This is a genomic window from Photobacterium sp. GB-72 (genome assembly GCF_003026095.1).
In the GTDB taxonomy this organism is placed as follows: Bacteria; Pseudomonadota; Gammaproteobacteria; order Enterobacterales; family Vibrionaceae; genus Photobacterium.
This window is the reverse complement of record NZ_PYNV01000017.1, coordinates 31,679-49,472: the sequence shown is the minus strand read 5'-3', so window position 1 is coordinate 49,472 and position 17,794 is coordinate 31,679. Positions and strand designations below refer to the sequence as shown.

General features: G+C 40.2%; 15 protein-coding genes. 10 read left to right on the top strand and 5 right to left on the bottom strand.

Annotation, left to right across the window (positions count from 1 at the left end; translation table 11 throughout):
* Positions 1-223 precede the first annotated feature (223 nt).
* Together map and glnD are read left to right on the top strand one after the other, a co-directional pair.
* Entirely contained in the window at positions 224-1,063 is an 840-nt protein-coding gene (map, locus tag C9J40_RS17100; RefSeq protein ID WP_107207725.1) for a type I methionyl aminopeptidase, read from the top strand.
* 127 nt (positions 1,064-1,190) lie between these two features.
* Positions 1,191-3,812 (top strand): bifunctional uridylyltransferase/uridylyl-removing protein GlnD, encoded by a 2,622-nt coding sequence (gene glnD, locus C9J40_RS17095; protein WP_107247518.1) that lies wholly within the window; start codon positions 1,191-1,193, stop codon positions 3,810-3,812.
* Positions 3,813-3,869: 57 nt separating this feature from the next.
* On the opposite strand, the gene C9J40_RS17090 is transcribed toward glnD, so the two are convergent.
* The 3 genes from C9J40_RS17090 to C9J40_RS17080 form a co-directional block, all read right to left on the bottom strand.
* Positions 3,870-4,316: a flavodoxin gene (locus C9J40_RS17090; protein ID WP_107207727.1), complete on the bottom strand. Its 447-nt coding sequence runs from the start codon at positions 4,314-4,316 to the stop codon at positions 3,870-3,872.
* A gap of 91 nt (positions 4,317-4,407) precedes the next feature.
* On the bottom strand, positions 4,408-5,145 hold the full coding sequence (gene truC / locus C9J40_RS17085) for a tRNA pseudouridine(65) synthase TruC (RefSeq protein WP_105060867.1): 738 nt from the start codon (positions 5,143-5,145) through the stop codon (positions 4,408-4,410).
* 9 nt (positions 5,146-5,154) lie between these two features.
* Positions 5,155-5,475 (bottom strand): YqcC family protein, encoded by a 321-nt coding sequence (locus C9J40_RS17080; protein WP_107247517.1) that lies wholly within the window; start codon positions 5,473-5,475, stop codon positions 5,155-5,157.
* Positions 5,476-5,661: 186 nt separating this feature from the next.
* On the opposite strand from C9J40_RS17080, the gene C9J40_RS17075 reads away from it, so the two are divergent.
* The 4 genes from C9J40_RS17075 (at position 5,662) to C9J40_RS17050 (ending at position 9,736) form a co-directional block, all read left to right on the top strand.
* The gene (locus C9J40_RS17075; RefSeq protein ID WP_199187114.1) at positions 5,662-6,702 is read left to right on the top strand and encodes a DUF3549 family protein; all 1,041 of its coding nucleotides are present in this window, start codon (positions 5,662-5,664) and stop codon (positions 6,700-6,702) included.
* An 18-nt stretch (positions 6,703-6,720) separates the two neighbouring features.
* On the top strand, positions 6,721-7,035 hold the full coding sequence (locus C9J40_RS17070; protein ID WP_107207728.1) for a DUF3301 domain-containing protein: 315 nt from the start codon (positions 6,721-6,723) through the stop codon (positions 7,033-7,035).
* A gap of 2,166 nt (positions 7,036-9,201) precedes the next feature.
* Positions 9,202-9,432, top strand: coding sequence for a DUF2789 domain-containing protein (locus C9J40_RS17055; protein WP_005371635.1), 231 nt, complete (start codon positions 9,202-9,204; stop codon positions 9,430-9,432).
* A gap of 31 nt (positions 9,433-9,463) precedes the next feature.
* Positions 9,464-9,736 (top strand): hypothetical protein, encoded by a 273-nt coding sequence (locus C9J40_RS17050; RefSeq protein ID WP_107207729.1) that lies wholly within the window; start codon positions 9,464-9,466, stop codon positions 9,734-9,736.
* Positions 9,737-9,774: 38 nt separating this feature from the next.
* Here the strand turns inward: C9J40_RS17050 and C9J40_RS17045 are convergent, their stop codons facing one another.
* Both C9J40_RS17045 and syd read right to left on the bottom strand, forming a co-directional pair.
* Positions 9,775-10,551 carry a Zn-ribbon-containing protein gene (locus C9J40_RS17045; RefSeq protein WP_107247515.1) on the bottom strand — a complete coding sequence of 259 codons (777 nt, stop codon included), beginning with the start codon at positions 10,549-10,551 and terminating at the stop codon, positions 9,775-9,777.
* Between the two features lie 3 nt (positions 10,552-10,554).
* The gene (gene syd / locus C9J40_RS17040; RefSeq protein ID WP_107207731.1) at positions 10,555-11,109 is read right to left on the bottom strand and encodes a SecY-interacting protein; all 555 of its coding nucleotides are present in this window, start codon (positions 11,107-11,109) and stop codon (positions 10,555-10,557) included.
* Positions 11,110-11,198: 89 nt separating this feature from the next.
* On the opposite strand from syd, the gene queF reads away from it, so the two are divergent.
* The 4 genes from queF to ppnN all read left to right on the top strand — a co-directional run bounded on the left by queF (position 11,199) and on the right by ppnN (position 17,770).
* On the top strand, positions 11,199-12,047 hold the full coding sequence (gene queF / locus C9J40_RS17035) for an NADPH-dependent 7-cyano-7-deazaguanine reductase QueF (RefSeq protein ID WP_107247514.1): 849 nt from the start codon (positions 11,199-11,201) through the stop codon (positions 12,045-12,047).
* 115 nt (positions 12,048-12,162) lie between these two features.
* On the top strand, positions 12,163-14,442 hold the full coding sequence (locus C9J40_RS17030) for a tetratricopeptide repeat protein (RefSeq protein WP_107207733.1): 2,280 nt from the start codon (positions 12,163-12,165) through the stop codon (positions 14,440-14,442).
* Between the two features lie 123 nt (positions 14,443-14,565).
* The gene (locus C9J40_RS17025; protein WP_107207734.1) at positions 14,566-16,125 is read left to right on the top strand and encodes a GGDEF domain-containing protein; all 1,560 of its coding nucleotides are present in this window, start codon (positions 14,566-14,568) and stop codon (positions 16,123-16,125) included.
* Positions 16,126-16,396: 271 nt separating this feature from the next.
* A complete protein-coding gene (gene ppnN, locus C9J40_RS17020) occupies positions 16,397-17,770 on the top strand; it encodes a nucleotide 5'-monophosphate nucleosidase PpnN (protein ID WP_107247513.1) in 1,374 nt (457 codons plus the stop codon).
* Positions 17,771-17,794 lie beyond the last annotated feature (24 nt).

Sequence of the window (17,794 nt, the reverse complement as noted above, 5' to 3'; positions counted from 1 at the left end):
GTGTGACTCAATCAAGTCGCACCTTCGTATCTAATATTAGTGCTTACGCAAAAACATATGTTATCGAAAGAAACAAAATTACCGATCACGGCGCGCTTTATACCACATATTTAGGCGCTAAATCTAGTCAAATCTGGTTATGAGAATGAATCTTATCTTTCCATTAGCCCTAAGCGACTGGTAATATAGTGTTATAGCAAAACATACAAATAGAGACGATTATATGAGCATTAAGATCAAAACGGCTGAAGAAATTGAAAAAATGCGCGTTGCGGGCCGTTTGGCTGCTGAAGTGCTAGAAATGATCGAACCCCACGTTAAAGCTGGTGTAACTACAGAAGAGCTTGACCGTATTTGTCATGACTACATCACTAAAGATCAGCAAGCTATTCCAGCACCACTGAATTATCATGGTTTTCCAAAATCAATCTGCACTTCAATTAACCACGTAGTCTGTCATGGTATTCCAGCACTAACTGATGAAGAAGTACCAGAAGCAAATGGCAAGTACATTAAGCCTGCAGTGCTAAAAGATGGTGACATTATTAATATCGACGTAACCGTTATTAAAGATGGTTACCATGGCGATACATCAAAAATGTTTGAAGTAGGTGAAGTATCACTTGAAGACAAGCGTCTATGTCGAGTGGCACAAGAAAGCCTTTACTTAGCCATTAAAAAAGTAAAACCAGGTGCTCGTGTCGGTGATATTGGTACCGCTATTCAGAAGTTTATCAAATCTGGTAATAGCCGTTTCTCTATTGTTAAAGATTACTGTGGTCACGGTATCGGAAATGAGTTCCACGAAGAACCACAAGTAGTTCACTACAAAAACAGCGATCGTACCGTACTAAAAGAAGGCATGTGTTTCACTATCGAGCCAATGATCAACGCAGGTAAATTCGGTTGTGAATCTGATGATCAAGACGGTTGGACTGTTTACACTGTCGATGGTAAGAAATCAGCACAGTGGGAACATACCCTGCTAGTGACAAAAGATGGTTGTGAAATTTTAACACTTCGTACAGAAGAGACACTTCCACGCGTTATGCATAACGCATAACATACCGACTTCGTTAACACGATCATAAAAACCGACCTTCTGTGTCGGTTTTTTTCTCCCTATACATGTTGTTCCTCACTGGTAGTCGTTATAGTAAAGATAAGATTTAGCAATAGCACGGACTGCCATGACAGATACCCTCTCTCTTCAACTTGATCGTTACCTTGATCAAGACATCACCCTCGATAATTTACGTAATGCATTAACCACCTTTGCAGAACAACAAAAAGAAAGTTTTTTTCAGCATGTCCCTATTGCCGATCTAGTTACCGCTCGCAGTAACTACATAGATCAACTACTACAACGTTTATGGCATTTTTATGGATTTTCACAGCAATCAGATTTAGCTTTTGTTGCCGTCGGTGGTTATGGCCGTGGTGAGCTTCATCCCCTTTCGGATGTCGATATTTTAATTTTAAGTGAACAACCCATTAGCGATGAGATTGGCACTAAAGTCAGTGAATTTATTACGCTACTGTGGGATCTTCGATTAGAAGTAGGACAAAGTGTCCGTACTGTTGCTGAATGTATTGATGTAGGCAAAAATGACCTAACCGTTGCAACAAACTTAACCGAAGCCCGTTATTTATGCGGCAATAAAGGCACCTATAATCACCTTATTGAATCCATTAATGATGGCGCATTCTGGCCAAGTCATACGTTTTATAAAGCCAAGTTAGAAGAACAAAAAAAACGTCACGCTCGTTATCACGATACCACCTACAATTTAGAACCTGATATAAAATCTAGCCCTGGCGGACTGCGAGATATTCATACTTTAAGTTGGGTTGCACGCCGACACTTTGGCGCCACCAGCTTATTTGAAATGAGTCGCCATGGTTTTTTAACTGATGCTGAGTATCGTGAACTGGTTGAATGTCAAAATGAGCTGTGGCGAATTCGCTTTGCATTACATATCGAACTTCGTCGTTATGATAATCGCCTTACTTTTGATCATCAGGCATCAGTGGCTAACAACTTAGGTTATCAAGGTGAAAGTAATCGCCATGTTGAAATGATGATGAAAGAGTTCTACCGTACGCTTCGTCGAGTAGCCGAACTCAATAAAATGCTACTACAGCTATTTGAACAAGCGATTATTACTCAACCAAAAGATACCGTACCCACGGTACTTGATGAAGACTTTCAAATTAGGGGGCATTTAATTGAAGCCACCAAGCCAGCGCTATTCCAAGCTCGCCCTGAAACTATTTTAGATATGTTCCTTCATGTTGCTAAAAACTCTGAGATTGAAGGTATTGCGGCGCCAACACTGCGTCAACTTCGCACCGCCCGTCGGCGACTGAATCTCTTCCTAATTGAAATCCCAACCGCTCGTGAAAAGTTCATGGAGTTGGTCCGACAACCCAACGCCTTGCAAAAAGCCTTTCGCTTGATGCATCGTCACGGTGTGTTATCCGCTTATCTACCGCAATGGAGCCACATTGTTGGGCAAATGCAATTTGATTTATTCCACGTTTATACCGTCGATGAACACAGTATTCGTGTGATCAAAAACCTGAATAAATTTAGCGATCCAGAAAATCAACAACGTCACCCGATTTGCTGTGAGATCTATCCCCGCATAGTTAAGAAAGAATTATTAATTCTAGCGGCTATTTTTCACGATATCGCCAAAGGTCGAAAAGGCGATCACTCTGAACTCGGTGCTGTCGATGCCTATGAATTTTGTATCCAACATGGGCTATCACGACCAGAAGCAAATATTGTTTCATGGTTAGTTAAAAAACACCTCCTCATGTCAGTAACCGCACAACGTCGCGATATTTACGATCCCGAAGTGGTCACTGAATTTGCTAAAGAAGTGCGAGATGAAGAACGTCTGGACTATTTAGTCTGCTTAACCGTTGCTGATATCTGTGCCACGAACCAAGACTTATGGAACAGTTGGAAGCGCACTCTCCTCTCCGAGCTTTACCACTCAACCCAAAAAGCATTACGTCGCGGTTTAGAAAATACACCAGATGTGCGTGACCGTATTCGTCACAATCAACAATTAGCCTCTGCTATGCTACGTAGTAAAGGTTTTCAGCCACGAGAAATTGAAGTGTTATGGCAACGCTTTAAAGCTGATTACTTTCTTCGCCATACCCACAAACAACTGGCGTGGCATGCTGAAGCATTACTCACGCACGATCATGACAAACCGCTCATCTTACTCAGTAAAAAAGCAACCCGTGGCGGTACTGAGGTATTCGTGTATAGCAAAGATAAAGCCAAGCTTTTTGCTATCGTCGTTTCAGAGCTAGATAAAAAGAACTTAAGTGTCCATGACGCGCAAATAATGAATAGTAAAGATGGTTACACACTTGATACCTTTATGGTGTTAGATCCTAACGGTAAAGCAATCAATGAAAACCGTCATACCACTATTCGACGCACGTTAACCAAAGCGTTAACCGTGATGAAATCTGAACGAAAAATCCGTCGAGCACCACGTAAGCTATTACACTTTAATGTAAAAACTAAAGTCAGTTTTCTACCGACCAAAACAGGCAAGAAAACGATGATGGAATTAGTTGCGTTAGACATGCCAGGATTATTAGCCAAAGTGGGAGCTGTATTTGCCGAACACAATATTAGTTTGCAAGCGGCAAAAATAACCACGATTGGTGAGCGCGCTGAGGACTTCTTTATTCTGGTTAATGATCAAGGTTGTAATCTTAGCGTTGAGCAGCAAGAAGTATTGGAAGCGTCGCTAATACGCACAATCAATCAACACGCATAACCGATAACGTATTAGGGTAAAAATAACAAAGCCTGCAATTACTGCAGGCTTTCTCTTTTATATCTGTGCAATAAAGGTGTCAAACCAACCTTTAGCGACATCTAACGGCTCAAAATGGATGCCCGCATCAATATCAAGGCGATCTTGTACAGGTTTAGCGCCTAACTCCACTAATAACGCATCAAATTGACGCCCAGCACCACAAAAGCGATCTTCACCATAGCTTGAATCCCCTAACGCTATCACACCAAATTGCTGTTGAGGTAAAAGAGGGAATTGATCTTGCAGTGCAACATAAAGCGGTAACAAGTTTTCAGGGATCTCACCCTGTCCCGTTGTCGATGAAATGATCAGTACATTATCATCTTTGTAATCAAGAAAATCATCTAGCGTGGGGTCAAAATAGACCTGCGTTTCAATTGACGTCGCACTCTCTGCTAATGCTTCTGCCAGATCTTCCGCACCACCATAAACAGATCCGATAAAAATACCTAATCGAGCCATAATGCCCTCCATTGCCACTATAAACTATCACCAATGTGGCAATGATAAGCTTAAAAATCAAGCACTATGATCCGATATAATTAAACTTCAATTAGTCTCGCACTAATAGATTGGGGGACCAATTAAACGCAGTCATGACTTTACGCCACGTCTCATCAATATCTGCACGAATATCAATAGAATCACCTGTGATCGGGTGATCAAATTGTAATCTTGATGCATGCAGCATTAAACGGTGACAATCATAATGTTCACGGAACATACGGTTATGGCGTCCATCACCATGATTTACATCACCAATAATATGATGACTTAAATGATGCATATGTCGACGTAGCTGGTGCTTCCGCCCAGTTTCTGGTTTCATTTCAACTAAACAATAGCGACTGGTTGAGTAGCGCCCTACCGCAATATCTGTTTCAACCGTTGCTAATGGCTCGTAAGCCGTTACAGCTGGTTGTGCTTCTTTCTCTTCTGATGCATTTTTATCAGCGATCTTATCAAGCTCAACCTTCAACGGATAATCGAGCACTGCCGCTTCTTTTATCCAACCACGCACCACGGCATGATACGTTTTATGCATATCGCGCCCAGCAAAAAGTGGCATCATTTGTGATGCAATCTCACTGGATAATCCAAACAACAAAACACCCGATGTTGGGCGATCTAAACGATGTAATGGAAAGACATGCTGGCCAATTTGATCTCGCAATGTTTGCATCACAAAAACAGTCTCATGACTATCTAGCCATGAACGGTGAACCAACATACCGGCAGGCTTGTTAACCGCAATCAAATAGTCATCGCGATATAAAATTTCAAGTTCCATTACATTCACTCAGTGTTGTTTAAATAGTAAATCTAGCTGACGTGTGACCGATAAAATATCGTTAACCCCTACTTTTTCTTTCATTGCTTCTTCAATATAAGGACTAATCTCAAACTGTGCTGGTAACGGTAATTGTAAAGCAATCAGTTGTCCGAATTTGGGAATAAAAATCCATTGTAACCATTGGTGGCAATCTAATGTATCAATTGCAAATGGTTCGGTGCTTGTAAGTAACGGCTCATCAGGAGGCGTTAACTGCCAATGAGAATGTTGACGTAGTACCAACTCTAATTCTTCAAGTAAACGTTGACTATGATGATATTTATCCATCTTCCCCCCTGATAGTAAGCCGCGCAGAATAGCACTTGAAACGAGATGCCCCAAGTAATTCAAGCGTCTTAGCATCGCGGTTATGAAACCTTTAGCCTACCCAATATAAATCCTTTAGTTAATAGGTATGCTTGGCTCACCGCAAAAGTTATACTGACTTTCTGACTTAGGAGCACAGATATGACCATGGATAAATTTCATACCCTGACCCAATTACTTGATAATGCAGGCTGCCAATACAACATTTTTGATCTCGGCCGCCGTGTGAATGAAATTGATGTTTCACAATTTAAAGCTGTCGAAGAAAATCGCCAGCCTTATCCATGGCCATTACAGCAACATGCGCATTTAGCTATTTCTTTTTGGCAACCTCAACATACACCGTGGATCTGGTTTCTTCGATTACCACTCGATGAGCGTGGCTTATTAAAACAAGCAGCTGTTGGTGATTTTATTAAGTATGTGATTGAAGCGATGGGCGCAACACTTAATAGCGAGCCGACTGAAGAAGAACAAGAAAAGCTAGCGGCTAATCCTTACACGTTTAAACCCACCGATGACAAGATGGCTATTTTTCACGCCCAGATCCGTCATCAATTGGATTTACCAGCAAGCCAATATTACGAACATGCTCAGCAATATTTATCCGGTAAATTAGATTGGCAACAGTGGCAAGGTGTTGGTTTACAAGGCATTGCCGATATTTGTGCGCGAATGAAGCAAGAAAATAATGCTACCTTTATTCGTAAAGCAATTGCAAACCTTCCAATGACACCACTTTATGCCTTGCTTGGCTGCTTAGAGCACTGTTCATTACCCGATCCTTTAAGTACTCGTATCAGTGAACATTTAAGTGCTGAAATCAATAGTCAAGATCCGGATCTATTTTTAGTTTCAGCGTTGATCCGTGCAATATCTGGCAGTGATAGCAAAATCTTAAACCTTGCTCTTGAAAGTATTTTAGCCCAACCTGAATTGTGTCATCGTGAAGTGTTAATCGCTATTGCTGGTCGATGCTGGTCGGGGCTATTAACAACAGACAACGCTGCAAGATTTTTATTACGCCTTGCTGAAACAAACGATCAAGCACTGTTCAATCAATTATTTGCAGATTTAGTTATGCTTCCTGTATTACGCGGCACCATGCTTCAAGTATTACATGGTCAAGCTGAACCTGCTTTAGTCGCCGCGATTGAGAAATTACAGCAACATGCTCGTGGGCAATAAGAGAATAGGAATAAAAATTTGGACAATTTATTCGGAATACTGCTTATCGCGATCATCGGTTTTTTATTTTGGCAGCAAAGACGACAAACAGAGCTAGCGCAATATTTTATAGAGCAACGCTGTAAAAATATGGGACTGCAATTACTGAGCTTTGCGAGAGGAACACATAAAATCAAAGATCATCGTGGAGAATGGGGATGGCGTACTATCTTTGTCTTTGAGTTCTCTGCCGACGGGCATGATGCCTATCAAGGTTATTTAGAAATGAAGCGACTTAGAGCAAGCCATTTTTATATTCCCCCTCATCGTCTTCCTGAGGGTGAAGAGTATTAATTTTTTATAGTGATAAAAAGAACGGGCGCAACTTTCGTTGCGCCCTATGGCTTTACATGCAGCATTCCCGCTACTATGGTGCTCCTTGCCATCAATCCTTGATATACTTAAATCCCCAGTGTAGCTCCAAACTCTATCCTAGAGTTGCTCTTCGGTAGTTCCTTGACCCATCAATATTCCAATATTGACTCTCTCTTCCGTCCTGGAGGTGTCCTTTACTTCATCCTAAAGCTGTTCCTGACTTCATCAATGAAGATTAATCCCTACTCAATCCTAGAGTGTTCCACTTACTCCATCCTAGAGCGCTATCCCTAAACTTCATCCTGAAGTGTTCCATGTCATCCAGACCAGTAAATATCCTATTTACCTCACTACATCCTGTAGTTTTCCCTGCACAATCCTTGTTAGATAGCTCCGCTATCTATCCTCATCCTGAGGTAGCTAATCCTTAGCTGTTCCGTTTCCTAATGCCGTTCCCTTTCGACAAGGTAGATATTACTAGATTAGTAATCATGAACAACACATATATAGATTATGAAAAATAAAGACTCTTTATTAAATCGCCAACCGCCAATCTAACTAATTGATCTTAAATAACAATCTATTTCCAATTACTATTTTTACGATTAAAAAAAAGAATTAATCCCACAGTGATGTAAGAGATCTCTTACAAAGTGAATAGATAAAAAGCGATAAAGCATAAAAATAAAGACAAAATAGAGAGAAGAGAGGCGTTGAATGTGAGATTAACGCATTAAAAGAAGTATAAAAAAGAGATATGAAAAGTTAGAAAGGCATAAAAAAGAGCGGGCGCGACTTTCGTCGCGCCCTTAGGTCTTACTTGCAGCATTCCCGCTACTATAGTGCTCCCTGCCTCATTCCTTTGACTGCCGATTCCTTCAGCATTGTCCTTGCGCTTCGTCCTGAAGTTGTTCCTTTGGTTATCCTAACCCGTCACCACATCCTGTTATGACTCTCTTCTCCTTCCTGGAGGTGTCCTTTACTTCGTCCTGAAGTGTTCCTTTTGTCATCCTGACTGGTAAACATCCTGCTTACCGAACTCTATCCTAGAGTGTTCCCTTCACAGTCCTTGTTTGATAAACCATCCTAGCTTATCAACCTCTCATCCTGAGACCACTACATCCTGTAGTATATTCCTGTTCCGTTCCGTCAGTTCCTTCCGACACCATTAATATTACGCCAATCACCTTAATAAACACAGACACCGAAATACATTTATTTTCTATTAAAAATAAACCAAACAGTCACAAAAAAATAAGGCAATAATAATCATACACTTAACAGCATAATGAAGACATCAAACACTGCTTAAACGACAGATATCCTACGCCTTTGTAAGAGATCTCGCACAACGAAACAAGAGATTAACGACATAAAAACTGAAATATTCTTTTATATTTAATCTTTTTACGCATAAATCGACATATACGTTACGCTATAAAAACAACTTTCAGTATAAATAGGAGGAAAAGGAACAAAGATATTTTCCTTTAAACAAAAAGAGAGGGCGTGACTTTCGCCACGCCCTTAGGTCTTACTTGCAGCATTCCCGCCACTATAGTGCTCCCTGCCTCATTCCTTTGACTGCCGATTCCTTCAGCATTGTCCTTGCGCTTCGTCCTGAAGTTGTTCCTTTGGTTATCCTAACCCGTCACCACATCCTGTTATGACTCTCTTCTCCTTCCTGGAGGTGTCCTTTACTTCGTCCTGAAGTGTTCCTTTTGTCATCCTGACTGGTAAACATCCTGCTTACCGAACTCTATCCTAGAGTGTTCCCTTCACAGTCCTTGTTTGATAAACCATCCTAGCCTATCAACCTCTCATCCTGAGACCACTACATCCTGTAGTATATTCCTGTTCCGTTCCGTCAGTTCCTTCCGACACCAATAAGATTACGCGATTTGCTTTTTTAAACAATAAAGCGCTAGCAATTATTTATAAAACATTTTTTGATAAAATAAATATCAATAAATAAGGTATTTAAAATCAATAAGATAAAAAGTTAAGTGACGATAAGTATTATGTTTGTAGGATTGTTTTCTCACGCTGTTGTAAGCGATCTCTCACAACAGGAATAGTAAAAAAGACAGTTTGAATACACTATACTTTGCTTAATATCTCGGTCATGATTATGAGGAAGCGATGATGGAACAATTTCAGCACAATTTATCTCATTTATTCAGCCAATTAGGACTTAATAATTCAGATGAGTTTATACAATCATTTATCATCCAACATCAGCTAGCCCAACATCAGAATATTGCTGAAGCACCTTTTTTCTCAGTTATACAACGTCGATTTATAAAGGAATGCCAAGAACAAGATGCTGACTGGTGCGAAGTGATTGATCAACTTGATGCTTTACTGAGAAAGTAAATGCGTTGTTATATGTAGGATACTTAAAACAATGTCGACAATTACCCAAGAATTAGAAAACGCAATTAATTCTTTAATCTCAGAGGGAAAAGAGCCTTCTGTTGCATTAATAAAGTCACGATTAGCGAGCCCTCTACCGATCCCGGTTATTATCAAAGCGCTTCAAGCATGGAAAAAAAATGCCAAAGTGCCAACGATTGAAAAGCAAACCAAAGCGCTTACCGCTGATGAACGCATCACTCAACTCGAACAACAAATCATCACACTTTCAACTCGCTTAGCTAAATTAGAAGCTCAGCAATAATAACAAGGCTCCTTTGATCAAATCAGGAGCCTTTTATATTATTGATAGTTCCACGATAGGTTTGAAACTAATCGACATTTATCGCACTTGAAATGAAATAAACCATGTAAAGGATCCTCTACACGCCAATCATTATCACATTTAGGACATGTTCGGTTTATTTCACTCTCGAGACTTTCTCCACCCACACGATAGAGGTAGTAATAAGTAGGGATCTGGGTTGTTGATTCGATCTGTTCACGTAATTTCTCACCACGAGAAAATAGTTCACTATCAACCTCACCAATTTCATCTAGTGCCACTTTTATTGCAGCTTGGCTCTTATTTGCCATCTGAATTTCATCAAAGGCTTGCCATTCTGTTTGCCATTTAACCAGTGCTTTATAATCACCATCAAGATGGGCGCCTGTCTGATAGAGTGGGATCGGCAATAATGAATCACCACTACGTAACGGCGAACATGTATGTACATAAGTTGTATAAAGCACTTGCCATGATGGCTTACTCTGCTCAGCTGCCGCTTCTGAGTTTAAATCAACACCTAACACTTTTATTTTTGGTGTCAGTAAACAAGCATCACTCAACTTTTCAATGCAACGTGTCACTTGTTCACTATTGTACTTGGGATGCAGACTGTCTTTTTCAGGGCATACGGCACGTACACGAAAAATCCCATCATCAATCGTAATCGGAAACTCACGTCCTAGCACTTGACCGTTATAACGTAAATCATCCATTAATCCATTAATGGCACGATCCACACGTGATAGCGTTGTATTATCAAAACACTCAAACTGTAACTCTACAACGTACACTATTTATTCCTCTATTATTACGGGGGTTAACTGAGTTAAGAACTCTTCAACATTAACCGCTAACACTTCACGAATATCTTTACCTAGCGTTTCTCGTAAGACATTCCCCGTTAAATTACAGATAGAGATCACTTCAAACTCAGCTTCTAATGCGGCAATAAAGACGGTTGGCTTTAGCTTTAAACGGCGTTGTGTCACTAAGTGGCCTAAAATATTTTGTTGTAAACGATCTATATCATCTTCATTAAAAGCTTGTAGTAAATCCAACTCAATATCACCAAATTTTGCCTGCATATCACCACTAAACTGTGAGCAGTAAAACGCATGAATATCGTCATGCAATGTCAGTTCAATGCCTTTTTCAACCCCGTCTAAACGCCCCATTGGGGTTCTTAGTTCAGGTTTCCATGTCACAGCATCGCCAGAGTCATGAACAACGCAAGGTGAATCTAAGCCAACAAGATCCTGACTTTCTGGAAAACCGCGATCTGCATCACACCATGCTTGCAAATAACGAGAAGAAAAATCAGATAAAGCACAGGTAACTGGATGATTCATTCGCAACCTCATTAAAGATTCAGTAAACTTTAGACTTGAAAACCGTTTTTACGGACTATCAATTCTAATCCAAGAGTGTCATAGACAGTATGAGTAAATATAAAGACGCTAAAGAATTAGCTGGTTTAACCCTTGGTAAAACCACAGAGTATAAAGATCAGTACGACCCATCGCTACTACAAGCAGTGCCGAGAAGCCTAAACCGTACTGATCTCAATATTAGTGATGATGCACTCCCTTTCACTGGCTATGATATTTGGACGTTGTACGAATTGTCATGGTTAAATAGCAAAGGTCTACCACAAGTTGCCATTGGTGAAGTACGTCTACCAGCTTCAAGTCCAAACTTGATTGAATCTAAATCTTTCAAGCTTTACCTTAATAGCTTTAATCAAACACGATTTGAAAGTTGGCAAGGTATCGCAGACACACTGCAGATTGATCTGTCACGTTGTGCAGGTGCTGATGTTGATGTCACGATTCAACCGTTAGAAGATTTTAGCGAACAACCTATCGTGAACTTCTTTGGTACTTGTATTGATGATCAAGATATCGAAATTGAGGATTATGACTTCAACCCTGCACTACTTGAAAATGGTGTCGAGGAGGAAGAAGTAGAAGAAATCCTACATAGCCATTTATTAAAATCAAACTGTCTGATCACCAACCAGCCTGATTGGGGCAGTGTTCGTATTGCTTATAAAGGCAAACGTATTAATCGTGAAAAATTGCTACGTTATGTCGTTTCGTTCCGTAATCACAATGAATTCCATGAGCAATGTGTTGAGCGTATTTTCAGTGATATTATGAAATACTGTAAACCCGAGTTATTGACGGTATATGCACGTTATACACGCCGTGGTGGCTTAGATATTAACCCTTATCGTACCAATATGGGTAAATCACCTAGCGACAACTTCCGTCTCGCTCGCCAGTAATTAGACTCTGTTAGCGAAATCAACATTAAGTCCAGCAAAAAACCTGTCTTTGCTGGACTTGATGCCTTAAGCCAGTAAAATCAACCCTATTCTTTTTTTGTTGTATTGGGATGATATGTTTTTTCGCCGTTTGCTTTGCACTGCTCTCTTTGTGTTCTCAATTTCTTTCAGCCTGCAAGCAAAAACCTACACCGTCCCGATGCTTTCTGAAGCTAACAGCTTGCTACTTAGTCAGCCTGAGCGAGCACTTTCTATCACCCAAAAATACCTTAGCCAACGTCGCTTAAGTAAACCTCAAGACCCAGCTAGAGTGCATATCAATGAAGAAAGTGATCATACTATCCGAACACCATTAAATACGGTGAATGCACTCCAAATTCAAGCTAAAGCGCTCTCGATTTTACAACGTTCAGAACAAGCTATTGGTGTTATCAAAAAAGCTGAAAAAATCGCAACTGAACATCACCTTATTTATCCTTTATATGAAAGCCAGTTATTGCTAGCTACATTCTATTGGGAAAACCTTCGCAATAGCACTACTGCATTAAAAATGCTCGATAATATTGATACTGAAAGTCGTAAAGCTCCCTCACTCAAGCTAACGAAGCAACTTCAAGTCCTTAAATATCGTTCATTAATGTTACGTGCCAACATTGAATCAAGTATTGGTGCTGATGAAAAAGCAGAAAAACTGTATATCAAAGCCAAAGGTTATTTAGTGGCATTAGATGATCAAGACGAGCTCATTAATTACCAATTGAAACTGGGGCAACATTATTTAAAGCATCACCACTATGATATGGCACTCGATCGTCTACTTAGTGGTTATTGGCTAGCGGTAGAAACGGATGATCAAGGACAAATAGCCCAAGCTAACTATTATTTAGCTGAATTATTTGATGAACGAAAAGTATTTGATAAAGCACTCGATCATGCCACCCAAGCGGGGGAGTTTTTCGAGCGCTATAAGCGCAGTCAGCAACTAGCTAAGACATTAACATTAATTGCTTCTATTTATGAACAACAAGGGCGTTATAACTTAGCGCTGGTTCACTATTTCAACGCGCTAGATCAAGAAAACCAACTTGACCACGATGTTCGCTCCGCACGGTTACGTCTAAATATTGCTCGCGTGTATTTGCATTTATACAACTACACCAAAGCAGAAGCTTATATCGTACAGGCACGTAACTTAGCACTACAAACCGGTAATGAAAACATTGTAGCTGAAAGCCAAATATTACAAGGTCAATTAGAGCTTGCTGAAAACAAACTCGATGATGCGGTAACCTCTCTTCAAGCAGGTTTAATTTCAGCCAGTCGTATTGGCGCGGTCAAATTACAACTCCTGGGTGAATCCATTCTTTCTGAGGCCTTTGAAAAACAAAATGATTACTACAACGCGTTATTAAGTCAGCGCCGCTATGAACAGTTATATGCTGGCCAACAAGAAAGTATTGCAAGAAGTAATGTTGAAGTATTTAAACAACAACAAAAAATGATGGAACGCTCGCTTAAGCTTGAAGAGATGGAGCGTGAACAATTTGAAAGTGAAAAAGCCTTATATAAACAGCAAAAAATTACCATGGTTTTAATTGGGGTTTTAGCCTTTATGCTTCTGCTATTACTTCGCCGCCAACATCTGAATAAACAACTTAAGCAACAACTAGCGCAACTGCGAACGGATTATTATACCCATCCCCGTAGTGGTCTACGTAATTTACGGATGCTCAATGCACGTTTAGCAAATTCACTTCAGCAAAGTAGTGCTAACTTTGAGCAGTGGCACTTAGGTGAAATCATCAATGAACCGCTAAGTGACCGATTACGCTTTGCGTTATTTGAAGTCTCTTGTTTAAAGCGAATTTACTTAGAGCAAGGCTATAAGCAAGGCTTAGATGCCGAAAAGGCCTTTGGTTTGTATTTACAAGAACAAGTGTTAGAACCGGCGAGGATCTATCACTTCTCCGATGCCATGTTCTTATATATAGAGCCGAACGCACGGTTAAGTTGCGATCCTAAACAATTAGCGGATTCATTACAGCAACTGGTTGATAACTATGCGCTTAAAAACAATCTCAATAATGATATTCAAATCGGTATGGCAGAGTACCCATTCTTGCCCCGCGCTTATACGGCGATTAATGATCAAGAGCTTATTGATATCTTATTGATGGCAGTCAATGCGGGAGTGAAAATGAATGACAGCGAACCGGGTAGCCATTGGGTACATTTATGCGCTATCGATGCCGCACCGGCAGCCAGCTTTGTCTGTGGTGACATTCGTCGATCTTGCATTGAAGGCATTGATAAAGGGCTGGTGAAAGTACGAAGCTCATCCAAATCCGATATTATCTGGAATAATGATCACAGTACTGACATAAATGTAAGTTAAGTTACTCAAGCTTTTTTTTTTAATGTCGAAAATAGTTGAGATACGTGTAAATTTAAGGGATTGAGGTAATAAACGCTCAATGAAGAAGATAGATATTAATGCTAATGATGAATACGTAATCCTGTGACAGATATTAATTCGGTTGTTTCTGAAGTGAGTAACTTGAAGCAACGCTTAGATCAAGCTCAACTTTCTTATCGTGATGCCTCTTTAAAGTCACGCCGTGAAATCGTGATCTTAAAACGCCTCATTACACGATTAGTTATCGCTTGTAAAGGAATAAATTCTGAACTCGATGAGCGTTTAGAAAGTATTCGTCACGAGTTAGAACAACCGACAGATATCAGTAAACTTATCCCTCGCTTAGCTGTTATTGAACGTTTAGTTAATCAACAAGCGGATATTGTTCATAAACAGAATCTACGTTTAAATCAAAAAATTCATCAAGCGGGAGAAACGCTTTCTCGCCACCGTGATTTACCTGTTCAGTTACGACGTGATCTACGCGCCGTACTGAACCATGACTCAGGTGTTTTACTCGACAACCATCGCCGTATTTTACGTTTGTTAGAACTTTATGAGCGAACGATAAAACTAGGTTCTGCGACCAAAGTTACCCATCCAGCAGACGTTGTAGAAAAGTCGACACATCATCTAGAGCTAGTTGCCGAGTTACAACATCTTATTACTGAAATAGATTTTAACGGTGAGCATGGTAATCAGCTGATTGAGATCAAATCTCAACTTAACAACGAGCTTGATACTCAACAACTGACAAAAATTCAGTTCCAAGTATTGCGTTTGATATTAGATGCCACGTTGTATGAACGCCAAGCTTCACAAAGCTTTCTTAATAATATTAATAGTGACTTAGCCGAACTGCACAAAGATACCCATCAAACTGCAGACAAATCGCATATATTACATCAACACAGAAGCGAGTTGGATAACGAATTATCACAGGTTACCCAACAACTAAAAATAAGCTTATCTGATAACGCCAACCTTGAAGATAAACGTCCAACGCTTCATGCTGCTGCAAACGAGATAGACAGCATTGTTGAAAGAAATATCGCACTTCAAGAACGAGAGCGAGCACTGATTGAGCAACAGCAACATAACGAAAAACAAATTCAACAGTTGATCCAACAAACCCATAATTATCGTCAACGTCTGCATGATCAAGAACAAAGCATGCTACGAGACTCATTAACTCTAGCCTATAACCGTAATGCATTTATGGATCGTATTGAGCATGAATATCACAACTGGAAACGTTATGAATATGCACTACCTGTTGCGCTTATTGATGTTGATAGTTTCGGTGAGATCAACAATAAATTTGGTCACCTTGCTGGTGATAAAGCATTAAAAATTATCGCTAAAAAAATTCAACAATGTTTATCTGACACGGATTATTTAGCACGTTTTAGCAGCGATGAATTTATGCTTATCATGCCAGATTGTGATGAACAAACTCGCAATAAAAAGCTTGCTAATATTCGAGAGGCTATCAGCCAACTCCCCTTCCGATTTAAAGACCAAAACCTGTCTATTTCGGTCTCTATCGGCGCGACCTTATTTGAAGGTAATGATGACCATCATGTTGTTATCGAGCGAACCGTAAAAGCATTAGCAAGCGCAAAAAGTGCTGGCACTAATCGCTTAATTTGGATCTCTTAAAACGCTAAGCAAACACTTTTGCTTAAATACCTTTCTTAAAACGTAATATGATAGTGAAAACAGACGTCTGATTTTTTTTATTAACATCTAGTCAAATGCATATTCACTGTGTATGGTAATAAAAACAAACACTATTTTAGTGCTTCCTCCAAACACCTTCTATCGTAGATACCTGATGGGGGAATAACCTCAAAATCATCAACATACTCTGCTTGATTTTCGCATATAGCAAGAACCAAACTGAGCTTTCATTGTTTCCAGGGAGGTTACTATGATCACACATATCAGTCCTGTAGGGGCTATGTCCCTGCTTTCCCAAATAGAAGTTGATAGCTTAAAAGCAACCGCTTCCAGTGACTTATACCGCCTATATCGTAACTGTTCACTGGCAGTACTGAATTCCGGTAGCCATACCGATAACTCAAAAGAGCTATTAGAAAAAAACAAAGATTTTGATATCAACCTAAAACGTCGCGAACGTGGTATCAAGTTAGAGTTGGTCAACCCACCTGAGCATGCGTTTGTAGATGGTAAGATCATTACGGGTATTCAAGAGCATATGTTCTCAGTATTGCGCGATATTATTTATGTCGATATGCATGTTGCTCGTCGTAACGATATAGATCTTAGTAGTGCGCCACACATCACTGATTTTGTCTTTAGCTTATTGCGTAATGCTCGTACCCTTCATGCTGGTGAAGATCCCAATATTGTTGTTTGTTGGGGCGGTCACTCTATCAACCCTACTGAATACCAATACACCCGTGAAGTGGGTAATGAACTTGGTCTTCGTGAGCTCAATGTATGTACCGGTTGTGGGCCTGGCGCAATGGAAGGGCCAATGAAAGGCGCTGCTATCGGTCATGCGAAGCAACGTTATGGCAGCAGTCGTTTTATAGGGTTAACGGAACCCTCAATTATTGCCGCAGAGCCACCAAACCCAATCGTTAATGAATTAGTAATTCTACCTGATATTGAGAAGCGCCTAGAAGCTTTTGTTCGCGTTGGACACGGTATTATTATTTTCCCGGGCGGCGCTGGTACTGCGGAAGAATTGCTCTATATTCTAGGGGTGCTGATGCAGCCTGAAAATGCCGAACAACCGATGCCGGTAGTATTAACAGGGCCGAAAGAAAGTGAAGATTACTTCCGTACGCTTGATGATTTTATTCAGAATACTTTAGGCGAAGAAGCAACCAAGCATTATCAGATCATCATTGACGATCCTGAACAAGTCGCAAAAGTTATGAAAACCGCTATGACCAAGGTTAAAGAACATCGTCGAGAAATCGGAGATGCTTACTGCTTTAATTGGTCACTCAAGATCCCTGCAGAATTTCAGATGCCTTTTGCCCCCACTCATGAAGCAATGGCAAATTTGGATCTGCATATGGATCAACCCGTTGATAAACTGGCAGCCAACCTTCGCCGTGCTTTCTCTGGCATTGTCGCAGGTAACGTCAAAGAAGAAGGTATTCATGAAATTGAACGCCATGGCCGCTTCAAAATTGATGGTGATAAATATTTAATGGATCGGATGGATAAGCTGTTACAAGATTTCGTTAAACAGCAACGAATGAAGTTACCCGGCAGCAAATATGAACCCTGTTATGAAATTATAACAGCCAATAAAGCAACAAAATAATCACAACATCGATGATTATAATTG

What these genes read in the sequence shown, in the direction of transcription:
- map (WP_107207725.1), top strand. Translation starts at nt 224, where the DNA reads ATGAGCATTAAGATCAAAACGGCTGAAGAAATTGAAAAAATGCGCGTT.
- glnD (WP_107247518.1), top strand. Translation starts at nt 1,191, where the DNA reads ATGACAGATACCCTCTCTCTTCAACTTGATCGTTACCTTGATCAAGAC.
- C9J40_RS17090 (WP_107207727.1), bottom strand. Translation starts at nt 4,316, where the DNA reads ATGGCTCGATTAGGTATTTTTATCGGATCTGTTTATGGTGGTGCGGAA.
- truC (WP_105060867.1), bottom strand. Translation starts at nt 5,145, where the DNA reads ATGGAACTTGAAATTTTATATCGCGATGACTATTTGATTGCGGTTAAC.
- C9J40_RS17080 (WP_107247517.1), bottom strand. Translation starts at nt 5,475, where the DNA reads ATGGATAAATATCATCATAGTCAACGTTTACTTGAAGAATTAGAGTTG.
- C9J40_RS17075 (WP_199187114.1), top strand. Translation starts at nt 5,662, where the DNA reads ATGGATAAATTTCATACCCTGACCCAATTACTTGATAATGCAGGCTGC.
- C9J40_RS17055 (WP_005371635.1), top strand. Translation starts at nt 9,202, where the DNA reads ATGGAACAATTTCAGCACAATTTATCTCATTTATTCAGCCAATTAGGA.
- C9J40_RS17050 (WP_107207729.1), top strand. Translation starts at nt 9,464, where the DNA reads ATGTCGACAATTACCCAAGAATTAGAAAACGCAATTAATTCTTTAATC.
- syd (WP_107207731.1), bottom strand. Translation starts at nt 11,109, where the DNA reads ATGAATCATCCAGTTACCTGTGCTTTATCTGATTTTTCTTCTCGTTAT.
- queF (WP_107247514.1), top strand. Translation starts at nt 11,199, where the DNA reads ATGAGTAAATATAAAGACGCTAAAGAATTAGCTGGTTTAACCCTTGGT.
- C9J40_RS17030 (WP_107207733.1), top strand. Translation starts at nt 12,163, where the DNA reads ATGTTTTTTCGCCGTTTGCTTTGCACTGCTCTCTTTGTGTTCTCAATT.
- ppnN (WP_107247513.1), top strand. Translation starts at nt 16,397, where the DNA reads ATGATCACACATATCAGTCCTGTAGGGGCTATGTCCCTGCTTTCCCAA.